The sequence below is a fragment of the Rhodothalassium salexigens DSM 2132 genome, assembly GCF_004341375.1.
Taxonomy (GTDB): domain Bacteria; phylum Pseudomonadota; class Alphaproteobacteria; order Sphingomonadales; family Rhodothalassiaceae; genus Rhodothalassium; species Rhodothalassium salexigens.
The window spans coordinates 70,074-89,290 of record NZ_SLXO01000013.1; the positions used below are offsets into that span (position 1 = coordinate 70,074).

General features: G+C 68.2%; 16 protein-coding genes. 11 read left to right on the plus strand and 5 right to left on the minus strand.

Going from position 1 to position 19,217, the window contains the following annotated elements; all coding sequences use genetic code 11:
- Window positions 1-65 precede the first annotated feature (65 nt).
- Complete coding sequence (gene serB / locus EV659_RS13595) at window positions 66-962, minus strand: phosphoserine phosphatase SerB (protein WP_132709435.1); 897 nt, start codon at window positions 960-962, stop codon at window positions 66-68.
- Between serB and miaA the strand changes: the two genes are divergently transcribed.
- The 8 genes from miaA (at window position 961) to EV659_RS13635 (ending at window position 9,985) form a co-directional block, all read left to right on the plus strand.
- Window positions 961-1,986, plus strand: coding sequence for a tRNA (adenosine(37)-N6)-dimethylallyltransferase MiaA (miaA, locus tag EV659_RS13600; RefSeq protein ID WP_132709436.1), 1,026 nt, complete (start codon window positions 961-963; stop codon window positions 1,984-1,986). The genes serB and miaA overlap by 2 nt on opposite strands.
- Entirely contained in the window at window positions 1,983-2,969 is a 987-nt protein-coding gene (gene ilvC, locus EV659_RS13605) for a ketol-acid reductoisomerase (protein WP_132709437.1), read from the plus strand. The genes miaA and ilvC overlap by 4 nt, the downstream gene beginning before the upstream one ends.
- Before the next feature lie 358 nt (window positions 2,970-3,327).
- Window positions 3,328-4,362, plus strand: coding sequence for a rod shape-determining protein (locus EV659_RS13610; protein ID WP_132709438.1), 1,035 nt, complete (start codon window positions 3,328-3,330; stop codon window positions 4,360-4,362).
- Window positions 4,363-4,415: 53 nt separating this feature from the next.
- Window positions 4,416-5,357, plus strand: coding sequence for a rod shape-determining protein MreC (gene mreC / locus EV659_RS13615; RefSeq protein WP_132709439.1), 942 nt, complete (start codon window positions 4,416-4,418; stop codon window positions 5,355-5,357).
- Entirely contained in the window at window positions 5,354-5,854 is a 501-nt protein-coding gene (locus EV659_RS13620; RefSeq protein WP_132709440.1) for a hypothetical protein, read from the plus strand. The genes mreC and EV659_RS13620 overlap by 4 nt, the downstream gene beginning before the upstream one ends.
- 43 nt (window positions 5,855-5,897) lie before the next feature.
- Window positions 5,898-7,733 carry a penicillin-binding protein 2 gene (mrdA, locus tag EV659_RS13625; RefSeq protein ID WP_132709441.1) on the plus strand — a complete coding sequence of 612 codons (1,836 nt, stop codon included), beginning with the start codon at window positions 5,898-5,900 and terminating at the stop codon, window positions 7,731-7,733.
- A 23-nt stretch (window positions 7,734-7,756) separates the two neighbouring features.
- Entirely contained in the window at window positions 7,757-8,905 is a 1,149-nt protein-coding gene (rodA, locus tag EV659_RS13630) for a rod shape-determining protein RodA (RefSeq protein ID WP_200287923.1), read from the plus strand.
- Window positions 8,906-8,914: 9 nt separating this feature from the next.
- On the plus strand, window positions 8,915-9,985 hold the full coding sequence (locus tag EV659_RS13635; RefSeq protein WP_132709442.1) for a hemolysin family protein: 1,071 nt from the start codon (window positions 8,915-8,917) through the stop codon (window positions 9,983-9,985).
- Window positions 9,986-10,029: 44 nt separating this feature from the next.
- Here the strand turns inward: EV659_RS13635 and EV659_RS13640 are convergent, their stop codons facing one another.
- Window positions 10,030-11,451 carry an FAD-binding oxidoreductase gene (locus EV659_RS13640; protein ID WP_132709443.1) on the minus strand — a complete coding sequence of 474 codons (1,422 nt, stop codon included), beginning with the start codon at window positions 11,449-11,451 and terminating at the stop codon, window positions 10,030-10,032.
- A 111-nt stretch (window positions 11,452-11,562) separates the two neighbouring features.
- A complete protein-coding gene (locus EV659_RS13645) occupies window positions 11,563-12,507 on the minus strand; it encodes an L-threonylcarbamoyladenylate synthase (RefSeq protein ID WP_132709444.1) in 945 nt (314 codons plus the stop codon).
- Window positions 12,508-12,671: 164 nt separating this feature from the next.
- On the opposite strand from EV659_RS13645, the gene EV659_RS13650 reads away from it, so the two are divergent.
- Window positions 12,672-14,465, plus strand: a complete 1,794-nt coding sequence (locus EV659_RS13650; protein ID WP_132709445.1) for an acyl-CoA dehydrogenase family protein — start codon at window positions 12,672-12,674, stop codon at window positions 14,463-14,465.
- Window positions 14,466-14,566: 101 nt separating this feature from the next.
- Window positions 14,567-16,120 carry a hypothetical protein gene (locus EV659_RS13655; protein ID WP_132709446.1) on the plus strand — a complete coding sequence of 518 codons (1,554 nt, stop codon included), beginning with the start codon at window positions 14,567-14,569 and terminating at the stop codon, window positions 16,118-16,120.
- A gap of 21 nt (window positions 16,121-16,141) precedes the next feature.
- Here the strand turns inward: EV659_RS13655 and EV659_RS13660 are convergent, their stop codons facing one another.
- A complete protein-coding gene (locus EV659_RS13660; protein ID WP_165878912.1) occupies window positions 16,142-16,693 on the minus strand; it encodes a thiol-disulfide oxidoreductase DCC family protein in 552 nt (183 codons plus the stop codon).
- Between the two features lie 79 nt (window positions 16,694-16,772).
- On the minus strand, window positions 16,773-17,180 hold the full coding sequence (locus tag EV659_RS13665; protein ID WP_200287926.1) for an MGMT family protein: 408 nt from the start codon (window positions 17,178-17,180) through the stop codon (window positions 16,773-16,775).
- A gap of 155 nt (window positions 17,181-17,335) precedes the next feature.
- On the opposite strand from EV659_RS13665, the gene EV659_RS15160 reads away from it, so the two are divergent.
- Window positions 17,336-19,126, plus strand: coding sequence for a PAS domain S-box protein (locus EV659_RS15160; protein WP_132709449.1), 1,791 nt, complete (start codon window positions 17,336-17,338; stop codon window positions 19,124-19,126).
- Window positions 19,127-19,217: the final 91 nt, after the last annotated feature.

Sequence of the window (19,217 nt, forward strand, 5' to 3'; positions counted from 1 at the left end):
CGCGTCGCGGTCGCGGCCTTTGCGTGCCGCGCGGTCGGGCCTTGTCTGGGGGTTTGGGGAGGGCGTCAGCTCACGAACTGGTCGTGGGGGATGCCCAGCAGATACAACAGGCCGGTCAGGTCGGCATGGTCGAGAGCCGCATCGGCGGCGGCGCGCGCCTTGGCCTTGGCGTGATAGGCGACGCCCAGGCCGGCGCGGGTCAGCATCGGAATATCGTTGGCGCCGTCGCCCACCGCCAGCACCGCCTCGGGCGGGATCGAGCGGTCGGCCATCACAGCTTCGAGCGTCGCCAGCTTGGATTGCGGCCCGAACACCGGCGGGATCACCTGGCCGGTCAGCCGGCCGTCGCTGATCTCCAGCCGGTTGGCATAGTTGTCGTCGAAGCCCAGCGCGGCGGCCACCCGTTCGGTGAAGAAGGTGAAGCCGCCCGACACCAGCACCGTGTGCACGCCCTGCGCCGCCAGCGTCTGCACCAGGGTGCGCGCACCGGGCGTGAAGGTGATGCGCTGGTCATAGGTGCGGTCGAGGGCCGCGGCCTTCAGCCCCTTGAGCAGCGCCACCCGCTCCACCAACGCGCCCTCGAAATCCAGTTCGCCCTGCATGGCGGCTTCGGTGATCCGGGCCACCTGGTCCTTGACCCCGACCATGTCGGCGATCTCGTCGATGCATTCGACGGTGATCATGGTCGAATCCATATCGGCCAGGAACAGCCGCTTGGGGCTCTGGTCGGCCTTTTGGACATGGACGTCGAGGGGCAGGGCGGTGGTCAGGCGGTCCAGCGAGCGATAGGCCGAGGCGGCATCGAGCCCCTCGAACCGGATCGCGGTGGCGGTCGGGCCGAGCGGGCGGGTCTGACCCACCAGCCCACCGGCGGCGGCGAGCGCCGCGCGGGCTTCCGACACGGCCCGCGTCAGGCTATGGCTGTGGTCGGCTCCGACCAGCAGAGTAGCGACAAGCGTCATGGAAAACGATCTCGGATCGGCAAAAGGCAAGGCGGTTCTTATCGCAGGTCCGACCAGCGCGGGCAAGACGGCGGTCGCCCTGCGGTTGGCGCGCGCCCTTGGCGGCTGGATCGTCAACGCCGACAGCGTGCAGGTTTATGCCGATCTGGCGCTGTTGTCGGCGCGCCCCAGCGCGCGCGAGCAAGGCGCGGTGCCGCATCGTCTGTTCGGCACGGTCGACGCGGCGACGGCGTTTTCCGCCGCCGATTGGGCCGCTGCCGCTGCTGAGGCCCTGGCCGAAGCGGACGCCGCCGGTGCGGTGCCGATCTTCGTCGGCGGCACCGGGCTCTATTTCGAGGCGTTGTGCGACGGGCTGGCGCCGGTGCCGGCCATCGACCCCGCGGTGCGCAGCGCGGTGCGCGACGCCATGGCCGCGCGCGGGCCGCAGGCGCTTTACGACGACCTGGCGCGCGAGGACCCGCACGCCGCCGCCACCCTGGCGCCCGGCGACAGCCAGCGCATCGCCCGGGCGCTCGAAGTGGTGCGCTCGACCGGGCGCCCCCTGAGCGCCTGGCAGGGCGCGCGCACGCCCGGCCCGTTGGCCGGCCGGCCGCAGGTGCGCGCGGTGTTGAGCCTGGACCGGGCGCGTTTGCGCGACCGCATCGCCCGGCGCTTCGAGGCCATGATGGCCGCCGGCGCGCTCGACGAGGTGCGCGCCCTGGCGGCGCGCGACCTGGACCCCAGCCTGCCGGCGATGAAGGCGCTCGGCGTCCCGCCCTTGCTGGACCATGTGCGCGGTCATCTGGACCGCGACACCGCCGTGGCCCGCGCGATCACCCAGACCCGCCAATACGCCAAGCGCCAGGAAACCTGGTTTCGCAATCGCTTGGCGTCCTGGCCCCGGCTCGACGCCGGCGACCCCGCCGCCGCCGCAGCAGCACTCGCCCGCTGGTTCGCCACGGCCGACACGCCAGACGCCCGCGCGGCCGACCCCGACACGGCGCCCGCGCCGTCCCATCCGACCCAACAGGAGGATCGCCCATGAAGGTGTATCGCGACCGCGACGCCGACCCATCCGTCTTAGAAGGTCGCCGGCTGGCGGTGATCGGTTATGGCAACCAGGGCCATGCCCACGCCCTCAACCTCCGCCGCTCGGGCTATGACGTGGTGGTCGGTGCCCGCGCCGACGGTGCCGGCGCCCAGGCCGCCGCCGCCGCCGGTTTCGAGGTGCAAAGCCCCGCCGCCGCCGCCGACGGCGCCGACTTGGTGATGCTGACCCTGCCCGACGAGGTGATCCCCCAGGTCTATGCCGAGGCGGTGGAACCCGCCCTCCGCCACGGCGCGGCGCTCGGCCTGGCGCACGGCCTGGCGATCCATTTCGGCCATCTGGTGCCGCGCGCTGATCTGGACGTGTTCCTGGTCGGGCCGAAGGGCGCCGGGCGCTGGCTGCGCGCGGAGTATGAGGCCGGCCGGGGCCTTGCCGCCGTCGTCGCCGTGCACCAGAACCCCGGCGGCCGGGCCTTCGACATCGCCTTGGCCTATGCCTGCGGGCTCGGCTGCGGGCGCACCGGCATTCTGGAGACCACGGTCGAGGAGGAGGCGGTCACCGACCTGTTCGGCGAACAGGCGGTGCTGTGCGGCGGCCTGCCGGATCTGCTCCAGGCCGGCTATGACACCCTGGTGGCCGCCGGCTACAGCCCCGAAATGGCCTATTTCGAGTGCGTGCACGAGGCCAAGCTGATCGTCGACCTGATCGCCGAGGGCGGTTTCGAGCATATGCGCCGGGCGATCTCCACCACCGCCGGCTATGGCGGCTCGGTGACCGGCGAGCGCGTGGTCACCGACGCCACCCGCGCCGAGATGGGCCGGGTGCTTGACGATGTGCAAAGCGGCCGCTTCGCCACTCGCTTTCTGGCCGACGCCGCAGACGGCTCGCCCGATTTCAAGCGCCGCCGCGCCGCCGCCCATGACCCGCGGTTGGAAGCTGCCGGGGCCGCCGTGCGCGACCTGTTGAAGGGGGCTGGTTGATCCACCAAGGACGGGGGCGATTATATCGCCTGTTGACTATCGAGCCGATACGCCGATCTCCAAGGTTGGCGTTGGCGCCCGCCTGGCTCGGACCCGTCCGGGGGCGGATGCCACAGGTCTTCCCTCGCGCGCGCCATGCCCGCCAATCGTCGGCGGCGCGCGCGCTTTTTTTGTCGGGCGGGGGCCGGGCGCGTTGCGGCGCTTGCGTGGCGGCTTATGCCTGTTATAACGCTCGAAGTGCGGACACAGACGATCGCCCCTTAGACCAACGCGACGCAGCCGGCGCCCGTGACGCAGCTCTCAGAAATTCGTCCACTCATCCTCCGGCCGGGCGCCCGCCGGACCAGGACATCAGGTGATGTTTAACAAGCTTTTCGGAATGTTTTCCTCGGACATGGCCATCGACTTGGGCACGGCCAACACGTTGGTTTACGTCAAGGGTCGGGGGATTGTCCTGAACGAACCGAGCGTGGTGGCCATCAAGACGGTTAACGGCCGCAAGCAGGTGCTCGCCGTCGGCGACGAAGCCAAGCTGATGCTCGGCCGGACGCCCGGCGCCATCGACGCCATCCGGCCGCTGCGCGACGGTGTGATCGCCGACTTCGACGTCGCCCGCGACATGATCCAGCACTTCATCAAGAAGGTGCACAATCGCTCGTTCGCCAGCCCGCAGGTGGTGATCTGCGTGCCGTCGGGCTCGACCGCGGTGGAACGCCGCGCGATCCGCGAGGCGGCCGAGGACGCCGGCGCCTCCAAGGTGTTCCTGATCGAAGAGCCGATGGCCGCGGCGATCGGCGCCGGCCTGCCGGTGACCGAGCCCACGGGCTCGATGGTGGTGGACATCGGCGGCGGCACCACGGAAGTGGCGGTGCTGTCGCTCGGCGGCATCGTCTATGCCAATTCGGTCCGGGTCGGCGGCGACAAGATGGACGAAGGCATTATCGGCTATATCCGCCGGCACCATAATCTGATGGTCGGCGAAGCGACCGCCGAACGGGTCAAGACCCAGATCGGCACCGCGCAGGAGCCCGCCGACGGCGTCGGCCGGTCGATCGAGATCAAGGGCCGCGACCTGATGAACGGCGTGCCCAAGGAGATCATGCTCAATCAGATGCAGATCGCCGAGGCGCTGGCCGAGCCGGTGGGCCAGATCGTCGAGGGCGTCAAGGTGGCGCTCGAACACACCGCGCCCGAACTGGCCGCCGACATCGTCGACAAGGGCATTGTGCTGACCGGCGGCGGCGCGCTGCTGGCCGATCTGGACAGCGTGCTGCGCCAGTGGACCGGGCTGCCGGTGTCGATCGCTGAGGAACCCTTGACCTGCGTGGCGCTGGGCACCGGCCGGGCGCTGGAGGACGAGTTTCTCAAGCATGTGCTGAGCACCGACGACTGAACCGCCGGCCGGTATCGCCGGCGCGACCTTGAAGGCACGAAGGAGGGACGGCCGTGGCGCGGGCCAAACGGTTCGGACGGGGCGGCGCGACGCCGTTGAAGGAGCGCTCGGGCACGGTGTTGGCCGCGGCCATTCTGGTGGTCGCGCTGGTGCTGGTGATCCTCAACCGCGTCGAGCATCCGCTGGTGCGCGACGCCCGGCGGACCCTGACCGATCTGACCGCGCCGGTGATGACCGTTTTGTCGGCACCGGTGCGCAAGCTGCGCGACGTGGACCATTGGTTCGCGGGCCTTGCCGACATCCAGACCGAAAACGCCCGGCTGACGCGCGAAAACGAACGCCTGCGCCAGATGTTTCCGACCATCGAACGCCTGGAGATGGAAAACCGGCGCCTGCGCCGGCTGCTCAACATGACGCCGCCCGACCGGCGCGTGCTGGCCACCGCCCAGGTCATCGCCATGCCCGGCGGCGCCTTCGTGCGCAATGTGATCATCGACGCCGGGCGCCGCCAGGGCCTCGAACGCGGCCTGCCGGTGACCGACGAACAGGGGCTGGTGGGCCGGTTGATCGAGGTCGGCCTGGTCTCGGCGCGGGTGTTGCTGGTCACCGACTTGAACAGCCGCATCCCCGTGGTGCTGCCGCGCACCGGCCAGCCGGGCATCGCGGTGGGCCGCAACGGGCCGTTGATGAGCCTCGATTTCGTCGGTCGTAACGCCGATGTGCGCCTGGGCGACCGGATCGTCACCTCGGGCCATGGCGGGGTCTATCCGCCGGGCCTGCTGCTCGGCGTGTTGGTGGAAGACGGCGGCGTGCTCAAGGTGCGGCCCTCGGCCGCCCTCGGCCGGCTGGACCTGGTGCAGGTGCGCCCCGGTCCCCCGCCGGCGCCCGAAGACAGCGCCGAGCCGGCGGCCCTCGGCGACCCGGGGCCGGACGCTGGATCGCCCGGGCGCGACGGCGGCGGTCCGGTCGCCCCCATGGCCAGCGACGCGCCATGAGCGAACCGCTTGCCCCGGCCGGTCCGGCGCGCGGCTGGCTCGCCTGCTATGGCGTGACGCTGTTGGTCATGATGCTGTTTCTGTTGCCGGTGGGCTCCACCGAGGCCGCCTATCTGCGCCCCATGGTGCCGTTGATTTTGGTCTATGTGCTGACCGCCGCCCACGAGATCGAGATCCCGTTGCCGGCGATCGCCGCCTTGGGGCTGGTCCAGGACGTGACCACCGGCGGCATATTGGGGCTCAATGTGATCGTGTTGATCATTGCGCGGCTGACCTTGGCCGACCAGCAGACCTGGTTGACCGGCCGGTCGTTCTGGATCGGCTGGCTCGGTTTTCTACCCGTTGCGTTGACCGCGGCCGGGCTCAGTTGGGCGCTCGCCGGCCTGCACGCGGGCGCGCTGCACCCGGTCGGGCCGGTGCTTGGTCAGACGCTGATGACTGCGGCGGTCTATCCCGCCTTCGCGGCACTGTTTGGCCGTTTGGTCAAGGCGCGTTAAGCTGCGCCGCCGGGACCGTTGTTCTCGTTCGGAAAGGGCCGAGGTGAAATCCGAAACCGACCGCAAGAGCGTGTTCACCCGCCGTGCCTTGGTGCTGGCCGGCGCCCAGGGGTTGGCGGTGACCGCGCTGATGGGCCGGATGTATTATCTGGGCGTGGTCCAGGGCAGCCAGTATGAGACGCTGGCCGAGGAAAACCGTGTCTCGCTGCGCCTTTTGGCGCCGCCGCGCGGGGAAATCGTCGATCGTTACGGCCGCGTCATGGCCACCAACCGCCAGGATTATCGGGTTTTCCTGATCCCCGAACAGGCCCGCGACGTGGCCGCGACGCTGGAAAAGCTGGGCCGCATCATCACCCTGACGCCCGGCCAGATCCGGCTGATCGAACGCAAGATCGCCCGCCAGCGCGCGTTCATGCGGGTCACCGTGGCCGACAATCTGGACTGGCAGGCGTTCGCGCGGATCAATGTGCTGAGCCCGGAACTGCCCGGCATTCAGCCCGATTCGGGCACCACCCGCTGGTATCCCGACGCCGACATGGTCAGCCAGATCGTCGGCTATGTGGGTGCGCCGGCCGAACGCGACATGGACGGCGACCCGCTGTTGACCCTACCGGGCTTCAAGGTCGGCAAGCGCGGCATCGAAAAGGTCTACGAGAAGACCCTGCGCGGCACCGCCGGCACCACCCGGGTCGAGGTCAACGCCTATGGCCGCGAAATCCGCGAGCTGTCGCGCACCGAGGGCCAGAGCGGCGACCGCATCACCCTGACCATCGACCGCGACCTGCAACGCTTCGCCGCGCGCCGGCTGGGCGAGGAAAGCGGCGGCGTGGTGGTGATGGACGTGGAGACCGGCGATGTGCTGGTCCACGTCTCCATGCCCAGCTACGACCCCAATGAATTCAATCTGGGCATCAGCCGCGAAAACTGGCGCGCGTTGATCCAGGACCCGCGCAAGCCCCTGGTCAACAAGTGTACCGCCGGCCAGTACCCGCCGGGCTCGACCTTCAAGATGGTGGTGGCGCTGGCGGCGTTGCACTATGGCGTGGTGACGCCCGAGGACGAGGAGGTCTGCCGCGGCCATTACCGCTATGGCGACAACACCTTCCACTGCTGGCGCAAATACGGCCATGGCAAGGTCGACATGGTGACCGCGCTGGCGCGCTCGTGCGATGTGTATTTCTACAAAGTCGCCAAGGAAGTGGGCATCGAGCGGATCGCCGAGTTCGCGCGCGCCTTCGGCCTGGGCGAGGATTATGGCTTCGAGTTGCCGGCGCGCCACGGCCTGGTGCCGACACCGGGCTGGAAGCTGGCCAATACCGGCCGGCCGTGGGTCGGTGGCGATACGCTCAATGTGGGCATCGGCCAGGGCGCGCTGTTGGCGACGCCGCTGCAGACCGCGGTGATGACCGCGCGGATCGCCAATGGCGGGCGCCAGGTGGTGCCGCGCTTGGTGCGTGCCATCGCCGGCCAGCCCACCGAGCCGGCGCCCGTGGGCGTCATCGACCTGGACCCCGCGCATCTGGCGGTGATCCGTCGGGGCATGGAGGCGGTGATGGAATATCGCGGTACCGCCTACACCTCGCGCCTTGACCTCGACGGCTTTGCCATGGCCGGCAAGACCGGCACCGCCCAGGTGCGCCGGATCACCCAGGCCGACCGCGACGCCGGGGTCAAGAACGAGGACAAGCCGTGGGCCGAGCGTCACCACGCCTGGTTCGTGGCCTATGCGCCCATCGACACGCCGCGCTATGCCATCGGCGTGCTGGTGGAACATGGCGGCGGCGGCGCTTCGGCCGCGGCACCGGTGGCGCGCGACGTGATGGCCGAGGTGCTCAAGCGGCGGCGGCCCCAGGCCAGCGGCGAAACGCGCAAGGTCTGACACATGCAGGGAGCGGTTCGGCAATGGCCGATGTGATGTTCGCGCCGCGGCGGATGGACCTGTCGCCGGCGCAAAAGCTGGCCCGGCTCAACTGGCTGGTGATCGGTCTTCTGACCGCGATCGCCGGCATCGGGGTCGCCATGCTTTATTCGGTCGCCGGCGGCCAGATGGAGCCGTGGGCGGCGCGTCATGCGATCCGCTTCGTGCCGATCCTGTGCGTCATGCTGGCGATCGCGGTGGTCGATATCCGTGCCTGGATGGCGCTTGCCTACCCGGCTTACTTCGGCGGTCTGGCGCTGTTGATCGCGGTCGAATTGATCGGCGTCACCGGCATGGGCGGGCAGCGTTGGCTGGACCTGCAGGTGATCCGCCTGCAACCGTCCGAATTGATGAAGATCGCCTTGGTGCTCGCCCTGGCGCGCTATTATCACGGCCAGACCCGGGCGCAGACCGCCAAACTCACCAGCCTGGGCGTGCCGATGCTGATGATTGCGCTGCCGGTTCTGTTGGTCATGCGCCAGCCGGACTTGGGCACCGGGCTGATGATGGCGGCGGCGTCCATGGGGGTGATCTTCCTGGCCGGCGCGCCGGTGTGGTTGTTCGTCTCGGGCAGCGTCGCGGCGGCGGCGGCGGTGCCGGTGGCCTGGAAGGTGCTGCTGCGCGACTATCAGAAGGATCGGGTGCTGACCTTTCTCGACCCCAGCCGCGACCCGCAGGGCGCGGGCTATCAGATCACCCAGTCGAAAATTGCGCTCGGCTCGGGCGGCATGTCGGGCAAGGGCTATCTGGAAGGCACGCAAAGCCACCTGAATTTCCTGCCTGAGATGAAGACCGACTTCATCTTCACCGTGCTGGGCGAGGAGTTCGGTCTGTTGGGCGGGGCGGTGCTGCTGGTGCTTTACATGGCCGTGTTGGGCTATGGCCTGTTCGTGGCAGTGACCTGCCGGAATCAGTTCGGCCGCCTGCTCGCCGGGGGATTGAGCCTGACGCTGTTTCTCTATGTGTTCATCAACATCGCCATGGTGATGGGGCTGTTGCCGGTGGTCGGCGTGCCGCTGCCGTTGGTTTCCTACGGCGGGTCGGCCATGCTGACCATGATGACCGCCTATGGCCTGATCCTCTCGGTCGCGCTTCACCGCCAGATTACCATTCCCCGCGGGGCGGGGCTTTAGGGACCTTTCATGTTCGCTTTGTTGCTGCTCTATCTGGCCGTCGCGCTGGGTTTTTCATTCTTCTGTTCCATCGCCGAGGCGGTCTTGCTGTCGGTCCGGCCGGCCTATGTGGCGTCGTTGGAAGAGAAGGGGGCGGCCGGCTCCAAGGCGTTGGCCCGGCTGCGGGACAATCTCGACCGGCCACTCGCCGCCATCCTGACCCTGAACACCATCGCCCACACGGTGGGGGCGGCGGGTGTCGGCGCCGAGGCGGCCGCGGTGTTCGGCAGCGGTTATGTGGGCGTCACGTCGGCGGTGCTGACGTTTCTGATCCTGGTGTTTTCCGAGATCATCCCGAAAACCCTGGGCGCCACCTACTGGCCGCAACTGGCGCCGGTGATGGCGCCGATGATCGAGGCGCTGGTGGTGCTGTTGTGGCCGTTCGTGTGGATGTCGCGGCTGATCACCCGGCTGTTGGCGCGCGGCGGCGAAAGCGCGTTCACCTTCAGCCGCGACGAATTGAAGTCGATGGCCGAGATCGGCGCGCGCGAGGGCCATATCGACACCAAGGAACTGCGCATCGTCACCAATCTGATGCGCCTGCACCGCTTGTCGGTGCGCGACATCATGACGCCGCGCCCGGTCATGGTGATGGTGCCCGAGGGCATGAGCGTGCGCGCCTTCTTCGAGGCCCATGCCGATGTGCCGTTCTCGCGCCTGGCGGTTTATGGCCATAACCGTGACGACGTCACCGGCTATGTGATGAAGGACGACCTGCTGATCGCCCAGGCCGCCGACGAGTTCGACCGCCGGCTGGCCGAATTCAAGCGCGGCTTTCCGACCATCCCCGACCAGAGCTCGGTCTCGGAGGTGTTCGAGCGGCTGGTGCGCGAACGCTGGCACATCGCCTTCGTGCTCGACGAATATGGCACCGTGCAGGGCTTGGTGACGCTTGAAGACGTGGTCGAGACGCTGATCGGGCTGGAAATCACCGACGAGCACGACACGGTGGAGAATATGCAGGCCCTGGCGCACGATCGCTGGCGCAGCCGGGTCAGCGCGCTGGGCATCAACCCCGAAAGCCTCGGCGGGTCGCAGTAGGGGGGCGCCCCCTCGGCCAGCCCGCCGGTCGGCTTGGGCCGGCCTCACAGGCTGTCGGCGGCCAGGATGCGTCCAGGGTTGAAGATGTTGTGCGGGTCGAGCGCGCGCTTGATCGCCCTCTGGGCGGCCAGCTTGGCGGGGTCGGCGAGGCGGGCGTGTTCGGCCACCTTCATCCAGCCGATGCCGTGCTCGGCCGAAATCGAGCCGCCCCAGCGCGCGACGATGTCGTGCACCGTGCGGTTGACCGCCTCCCACTGAGCCAGGAAGGCGTCGCGGTCGCCGCCCTCGGGCTCCGAAATGTTAAAGTGCAGATTGCCGTCGCCCAGATGGCCGAACGGGCACGGCCGGCAGCCGGGCACCTGGGCGGTCACCGCCGCCAGCGCCTCGGTCAGAAAGCCCGGCACCGCGCCCACCGGCACGGCGATGTCGTGTTTGATCGACCCGCCCTCGTGCTTCTGCGCCTCGGACAGGCCATGGCGCAGCGCCCACAACGCCTCGGCCTGGGCCTCCGACTGGGCGATCAGCGCGGCGCCGATGCGCCCGGCCTCCATCTCGGCGGCCAGCAGGTCCTCCATGGCGGCGGCGAGGCGTGCCGGCGCCCATCCGCTGGCGGTCTCCAGCAGCAGAAACCACGGATGGCTCGGCCCTAGCGGGTCGTCGGCGCCCAGATGGCGGATCGCCAGCTCGATGCCGAAGCGCGGCATCAACTCGGCGGCGTTGAGGGTGTCGCCGAGCGCACCGCGCGCCCGGGTCAGCAGCGCCAGCGCCGCTTCGGGGCTGTCGAGGCCGACCAACGCCACCGAGCGGTGCGGCGTCGCCGGCACCAGCTTGACCGCCACGGCGGTGATCAGCCCCAGCGTGCCCTCGCTGCCGACCAGCAGGTGCTTGAGGTCATAGCCGGTATTGTCCTTGCGCAGCCGGCTCAGGCCGTGCCAGACGCGGCCGTCGGCGAGCACCGCTTCGAGGCCGAGGACCAGGTCGCGGGCCATGCCATAGCGCAGCACGTGGACGCCGCCGGCATTGGTGGCGGCGATGCCGCCGAGCGTGGCGCTGCCCTCAGACGCGATGGTCAGCGGCAGCAGAAGCCCGGCCTCGTTGGCCGCCGCCTGGGCTTGGGCCAGCGGCAGCCCGGCCTCGCCGATCAGCGAGCCGTCGGCGGGGTCGAGCGCGCGCAGCCGGCGCAGCCGCGCGAACGACACCGGCAACTCGCCGGCCCGCGGCACGCCCGCGCCCACCAGCCCGGTGCGCCCGCCCTGGGCCACCAGGGCGACGCCGTGGGCGCTGGCCAGGCGCACGATGCGCGCCACCTCCTCGGTGCTGCCGGGCAGGGCCAGCCAATCGGCCTGGCCCCGATAGCGGCCGCGCCATTCGATCAGGTGCGGCGCGATGCGCTCGGCGTCGGCGGTCAGGCTGGCGTCAGGCAGGGCGTCGCGCAGCGCGGCGATGAACGGCGACGGCAGGGTCATGGGCGGTCTCGTCTCCCTGGGCGATCGGCGGCCGGCCCGCCCGGCTCGCCCGCTACAACCGGTTCGACCGGACCAATGACGGCGCGTCCTGGCGCGTCAAGGCAAGGCGCCTCAATGGGGGCGCGGGGCCGCCGCCCGGCGCAGCCGGTCGTTGATGGCGCGGCCCAGCCCATGGTCGGGCACCGGTGCGACGGCGATGCGGTCGGCGCGGGCGTCGGCTTCGCGCAGCAACGCGAACAGACGGGTCGCCGCTTCTTCCAGGTCGCCCGCCGGGCTCAGATTCAGATCGCCGGCGACCGCGCCGAAGCCGATCAGGATCTCGTCGTCGGCGACCTCGGTGGCGTCAAGGCGCAGCGCGGCGCGCGGGGCGTAGTGGCTGAGCAATTGACCGGGCGCATTGATCGGGTCGCCGTCCTCGCGCTCGCGCACCGGCAGGGCGACCACGGCGCGCAGGTCGGCGGTGGTGATCGAGCCGTGGCGCAGCACTACCACCGCGTCGTCGCGCACCTCGACCACCGTGCTTTCCAGCCCCACGGCGCACGGGCCGCCGTCGACGATCAGGTCGACCCGGTCGCCCAAGCCGTCGGCCACATGGTCGGCGCGGGTCGGGCTCAGCCGGCCCGAGGGGTTGGCCGACGGTGCGGCCACCGGCCGGTCGAGCGCGAACAGCACCTGGCGCATCACCGAATGCGCCGGCGCGCGCACCGCCAGGGTATCGAGCCCGGCGCTGACCAGATCGGCCACCGGCGCGTCGGCCCGGCGCGGCAGCACCAGGGTCAGCGGACCGGGCCAAAATGCCGCGATCAGCGCGTCGGCGGCCGGCGACAGGGTGACTAGGCGGCCGGCCATGTCGCGACCCGCCACGTGGCAGATCAGCGGATTGAACTGCGGCCGGCCCTTGACCTCGAACACATGGGCGACCGCGCGCGGCTGGCTGGCGTCGACGGCCAGGCCGTAGACCGTTTCGGTCGGCAGCGCCACCAACCCGCCCTGGCGCAGGGTTTCGACGGCGCGGTCGATGGTCTTGGGGCGCGGCTTTTCGATCGGCGCGGGCAAGGGGGGCCTCCTGGTCGCCGTCGCCTATCGCGGGGCGGGGCGCTTGGCATTCACTGATCGGTGCTTACATCACGCGCTTGGTGGACGCAAAGAAAAGGCGTCCTACATAAAGGCCTTGGGACGATCACCGCGGCCGGGCATCGGCGCGCGCAATGGAGGTATGAATGAGTCGTTATGCTGCGCCCTTGAAGGATATGCGTCTGGCCCTGGATGTGGCCGCGGGGATCGAGGACCTGACCCGTATTCCGCAATTCTCCGAAGCCACTCCCGATCTGGTCGACGCGGTGCTGGACGAGGCGGGCAAGCTTGCCGCCGAGACCATGGCGCCGCTCAACGCGGTCGGCGACAGCCAGGGCGCGCAGTGGGACAATGGCGTGGTGCGCATGCCCGAGGGCTTCAAGGACGCCTATGACGAGTATGTGAACGGCGGCTGGAACGGCCTCACCTTTACGACCGAGCATGGCGGGCAGGGGCTGCCGTTCGCGCTTGGGCTGGCGGTCCAGGAGACCTGGGCGTCGGCCAATATGGCGCTGTCGCTGTGCCCCTTGCTGAACCAGGGCGCGGTCGAGGCGTTGACCCATCACGGCTCGGAAGAGCTGAAGCGGCTGTATCTGCCCAAGCTGATCTCGGGCGAATGGGCCGGCACCATGAACCTGACCGAGCCGCAGGCGGGCTCCGACGTGGGCGCCCTGACCACCCGCGCCGAGCGCGCCGAGGACGGCACCTACCGGATCAAGGGCCAGAAGATCTACATCACCTTCGGCGAACACGACCTGACCGGCAATATCGTCCATCTGGTGCTTGCCCGGCTGAGCGACGCGCCCGAGGGCACGCGCGGCATTTCGTGCTTCCTGGTGCCCAAGTTCCTGCCGGACGAAAACGGCCAGCCGGGCCAGCGCAACGACCTGCGCTGCGCCGGGCTCGAACACAAACTGGGCATCCACGCCTCGCCCACCTGCACCATGCAGTTCGGCGACAATGACGCCTGCGTGGGCTGGCTGGTCGGCGAGGAGAACAAGGGCCTGCGCGCCATGTTCACGATGATGAACCATGCCCGCATCTGTGTCGGCCTGCAGGGCGTGGCGATCGCCGAGCGCGCCTATCAACAAGCCGTGGCGTTCGCCCAGGAGCGGGTGCAATCGGCGGAGTATGGCAGCCGGGGGCCGTCGGTGCCGATCATCCAGCACGCGCTGATCCGGCGCAAACTGATGACCATGAAGGCGACCGTCGAGGCCATGCGCGCGCTGACCTACGCCACCGGCGGGGCGGTCGACCGCGCCCACGCCCACCCCGACGCCGACGAACGCGCCAAGGCCCAGGGGCTGGCCGACCTGTTGACGCCGGTGGTCAAGGCTTGGTGCACCGACATGGGCGTCGAATTGACCTCCGAGAACATCCAGATCCACGGCGGCATGGGCTTCATCGAAGAATCCGGGGCGCCGCAGCACTATCGCGACGCCCGCATCGCGCCGATTTATGAGGGCACCAACGGCATCCAGGCCATGGACCTGGTGGGCCGCAAGTTGGCCATGGACGACGGTCGGCATTGGAAGGCGCTGTTCGCCGACATCCGCGATTTCGCGGGCGCCATCGCCGGCGACGACACGCTGGGCTCGATCGCCGAATATCTGTCCGACGGGGTCGAGGCGTTGCAACATGCCGCCGTCTGGCTGGCCGGCAACGATCTGGACGAGGCGCGCGCCACCGCTGCCGGGGCGTCGCCGTTCCTGACCCTGTTCGGCACCGTGGCCGGCGGCTATTATCTGGCGCTGCAGGCGCGCGAGGCCCAGCGGCGGCTTGACGCCGGCACCGGCGACCCGGTGTTCCTGGCCAACAAGATCGCCACCGCGCGCTTCTTCGCCGAACAATGCCTGCCGCCGGCGACCGCGCTTTTGGGCCCGATCACCCGCGGCGCCGAATTGTTCTATGCGCTGGAGCCCGACCAATTCGCCGCGTGACGCCGGCGGGCGCGCGCAGCCCCCTTTGCCTGGCGGCGTTGGCGCTGGGCCTGGGGACGAGTTGGGGGGCGAGTTGGGCGGCGGCGGCCCAGGAACCACCGGTGCCGCCGCCCACCGAGGACGCCGCACCGCCGGCTGCGCGCCTGCCCGATACCCGCGCGGTCGACGACCCGGGCGCCCAGGCGGCGCCCTGGGTCGACGCCTGGCGCGCCTTGAGCGCCGCCCAGGCCGACGGGGCGCGCGCCGCCCGCTTGCTCGACCTGGTCGACCGGGTGCTGGCCTATGACAGTTTGCCCGAGCGCCACCGTGCCCTGGCGCAGTTCCTGCGCGCGGCCGCTCTGGTGCGGGCCGGCGAGCCCGAGGCTGCGCGCGCGCTGCTGTGGCGGCTTTATGACGACGGCCGGCACTATCCCGACGGGCTGATCACGCTGTTGCAGTTGGAGCGCCAATTGGGCGGCGTGGCGGGGGAGGGCCGGGCGCTGACGGCGCTCGCCCGCACCTATCCCTTCGCGGCGCAAAAGCTCAACCCGGCCTATGCGGTGTCGGTGCTGGGGCGCCTGCACCGGGCGGCCGAGGCCGGCGAGCTGCCCGCCCGCCAGGCGGACCAGCCGCCCCGGCATCTGGCGCTCCTCGACGCGCTGTACAAGGCCGGGGTCGAGCCGGTGACCGCCGAGGGACTGTCGCCCGACTTCTTCTATGAGGATCTGATCGCCCATTATGTGGACCGGGGCGACTTGGCCGCCGCGCGGCGGCTGGCGTTGCGCGTGCGCAGCTACCGGGTGCTGGTCGACCTGAAGATCGACCGCCGGTTCGAGCCCTTGTGGGGGGTCGTCGACGCCTTGGTGGTGCCCGACCTGGCCGCTGCCGGGCGCAAGGCGCTGGCCCATGCGCGCGAGCAGGCGGCGCGCCTGCCGGACGCGCCGGCGGCGCAGTTGCGCCTGGTCGAGGAGTTGATCCGGGTCGGCGATTTCGCCGGCGCGCTTGAAGACGCGCGTATCGCGCTGGCGCGCTTCGGCGATGGCGGCGACGAGAAGAGCCTGTATTTCCTGGACAATATGATCGTCTATGCCCTGGTGGCGCTGGGCCGCGACGACGCGGCGCGCGAGCGGATGGCCGAGCTGCTCGACCTCGACCTGGCGACGCATCCCGATGTGCTCAACCAGTGGATCAACTACGGCTTTGTCTTGGCCGACCTGGGCGATGCCGACGCCGCGATCGATCTGGCGCGGCGGGCGCGCGCGCAGCAGGTCAACCCGCTGTCGCCCTATGGCGCGGGGTTTGTGCGCGCGGTCGAGGTCTGCGCGCTCGATCTGCTCGACCGCGAAGACGAAAGCGCCGAGACGATGGCGTGGTTCGACGCCAACCCGATGGTCAATGCCGAGGCGACCGCCTATGCGCTGGCCTGTCGCGGCGACGACGCCGGTCTGGCGGCATTGTTCAAGGCGCGCCTTGCCGACCCCGAGCAGCGCGGGCCGGCGCTGCGCACCTTGAGCGCCCACCGGATCAACGGCCCCACGGATGGCGCGATCCACGCCCGGGTGTTCGCGGCCCTCGACCGGCTGCGCGCCGACCCCGAGGTGATGACGGCGGCGCGCGCGGCCGGTCGATTGACCGACCAGCCTTTGGATCTGGCGTTCGTCAACGCGCTCGAATAGCGCTTGGGTGGCGTCTCGGCCTCAGCCGTCGCCGGGCCCGTCGCCCGTGACGCGGGCCGCGCGGCGACGCGCCAAGCCCGTGCGCCCGCTTGGCCGGCGCCGCTCGCGCGCTTCGCGGGCCAGGCGGCGCTTGTTCCAGCCATAGATGGCGCGCGCCGCCACATGCTCATAGCCCCAACTCATCACCGGGTTGACGCCGGGCAGGCTGACCGCGTCGGCCAACAGATGCCAGCGCCGCTTGGGCAGCCGCCGCCAAATGGCGATGAACGCGTCGAGGCCGACCAGCAGCGTATCGTGCTCGTCGACCGCGTAGAGACGGCGATAGGCCATCTCCTGGGTGACGCCGTGGCGCGCCAGATCGGCACCCTCGGTGGAAATGTCCACCCAGGCGAGCGGCGCGCCGGCGGCGTCCGCCTCGTCGCGATAATGGTTGATCTCGGCGCTGCATACCGGGCAGGCCTCGTTGTAAAAGGTGGTCAGGCCGGGCGCGGCGCCCGGCCCGTCCTTGGCCTCGGCGGTCGCGCCCTGGGCGTCGGCGCCGGTCGGATCGGATCTTTCGGATGTCTGGGTCATAGCCCTGGTTCGCGACGCCGGGGCGCCCCGGATCAGGGCGGGTGCCGCCCGCGCCGCGATGCCGCAGGCAGCGTATGGCTCAGCGGTCGGGCGCCAGGCCGCGGGCGATGAACCACACATGGCCGGGCCCGGCCCAGCGATGGCGCGACCAGTCGAGCCGGTCGCGGCGGTCGAAGGCGATGCCCTCGGCCTCCAGTCGCCGGCGCTGGTCGGCCGCGCCGGCATGGGGCGAGACCGCACCGCGGGCATTGACCACCCGGTGCCAGGGCAAGGCATGGGGCACCGGGTCCCGGCGCCCCGACAGCGCATAGCCCACCTGGCGCGCGGTCAGGCCCGGCAGCATGGCCGCGATCTGGCCGTAGCTGGCGACCCGGCCCGCCGGGATTTCGGCCACCAACGCGCGAACCAGGGCATAGCGGCGGGCTGGGACCGAGGCGCCGGTGGTGTCGGTGGCGCCATGGGGGGCTTGGGGGAGGCGATCTATCAAATCCATTGCTCCTGGGTCAGATCGGTCGCGCCTCTGAATGCCGGTAGATGGCTATTTTTTGCTATATTGCCAATATTAAGACAAAATTTACAACCCTGGTTTTATCAAAGGGCTTCCGTGTTTTTGGAGTCGTATTGGTTGTGGAGTGTACGTCGATGGATACTGGCACCTATCTCGGCCTGGGCGATAATCGCCAAACTGACGGCCGTCACCAGTCGAGTGAGCAACGAACGGGCGAAGCGGAACGAATTCTCAGCCAAGCGATTGATGCGATTGTCCAGATTGACGAAACGAATCGGGTCACCTTCTATAATCAGGCGGCCGTTAACCTTTGGGGCTATGAGCCGAACGAGGTGATCGGGCGCAACGTCAAGATGCTGGTGCCGCCGGAGATGCAGCACAAGCACGACGATTTCGTGAACCGGAACCGGACCACCGGCGTTGACAAGATTGTCGGTACCAGCCGCGATGTGGCGATCCATAGAAAGGATGGTTCCGTTCGTTTGGGCAGCTTGTCTCTCTCGAAGGTGACGGACGCCGATGGCCGGATCAGCTACACGGCGTTTGTTAAAGACATCACAGAAGAGCGCCAAACCCAAGACCTCTTCATTCAGACCCTTGAGCAGGCCATCGATGCGGTTGTGACCATTGATGAGGCCAACCGGGTGACGTTCTTCAATGCGGCGGCGGAGCGCTTGTGGGGCTATGGCCGCGACGAGGTCATTGGACAAAATGTCAAGATGCTGGTGCCGCCGGAAATGCAGCACAAGCACGACGGTTTTGTGGACGCCAATCGGGCCACCGGTGTCGACAAGATCGTCGGCACGAGTCGGGAAGTGGCTATTCATCGCAAGGACGGTAGTTTTTGTTATGCCAGTTTGTCCTTGTCAAAAGTAAATACTGGCACGGGGAGTATCATTTACACCGCCTTTTTACGTGATGTGACCGAAGAAATTCAGCGGCGGGAGGAATTTAAACGTTTGTCCCTCGTTGCTAACGAAACCGATAATTCGGTGATTATCACCGATGCCGATGGCTTCATTGAGTTTGTCAATCCAGGGTTCACAGCACTGACCGGATTTTCCTTGGAAGAAATTAAAGGGAAAAAGCCGGGCGATGTTTTGCAAGGGCCCAATACCGATCCCAAAACGGTTGATCGAATCCGAACCGCGTTGAAAATGCGGAAGCCGGTCTACGAAGAAATCCTCAATTATACAAAGGCCGGCAATCCATACTGGGTTTCCATTGCAATTAACCCAGTTTTTGACGACTATGGAGTTTTGAGTAACTATATATCTATTCAGGCGAATATTTCGTCAACAAAAACCCAATCTGTCGAGTTCGAGAGAACCTTACAGGTTATCAATGAATCCAATGCTATTATTGAGTGGGGAAAAAATTTCACGCTTACATCTGTCAATTCCTATTTTGAAATGCTCGGCGGAAGTCAGGTAGATATAAATTTGGATAAAATGTTAAGCTCTGGCGAAATAAAATCTTTGCAGAATGACGGGTCGTTGCAAAAAGAAGTCGAGTTTTCCACGGCTGATGGTCGGGACGTGGTCCTGAAGGGTAGTTTTGGCTGCATGCAGGACGTCAATGGCGAGATCATCAAGTACCTCATGATCGGAATCGATGTCACCGGGCAAAAGACGGCCGTGTTGAAAACCCAAGAGGCGGTCGAGGAAGCAAAACGGTCGAGCGAACGGGTCATTAAGATCGCCCGCGCGATCAAGGATGTGGCGGCACAGACCAACCTGTTGTCTTTGAACGCGACCATTGAGGCCGCCCGCGCCGGGGAGGCAGGCCGGGGCTTCGCCGTGGTGGCCAACGAGGTCAAACAACTCGCCGCGACCACTCGTCAGGAGGCGGACAATATCTCTGACCTAGTCAATCAAAACAACGATCTTATGGAACGTTTGGTGGCCGCCGTGCGCGATATCTAGGTCCTGTTGACGAAGTGGATTCCCAAGGCGGTCGAAGCGTGATTCAAGACTGGCTTTTGGGAGGCGGTCTTGGTTCGCGGGTTGATGACGG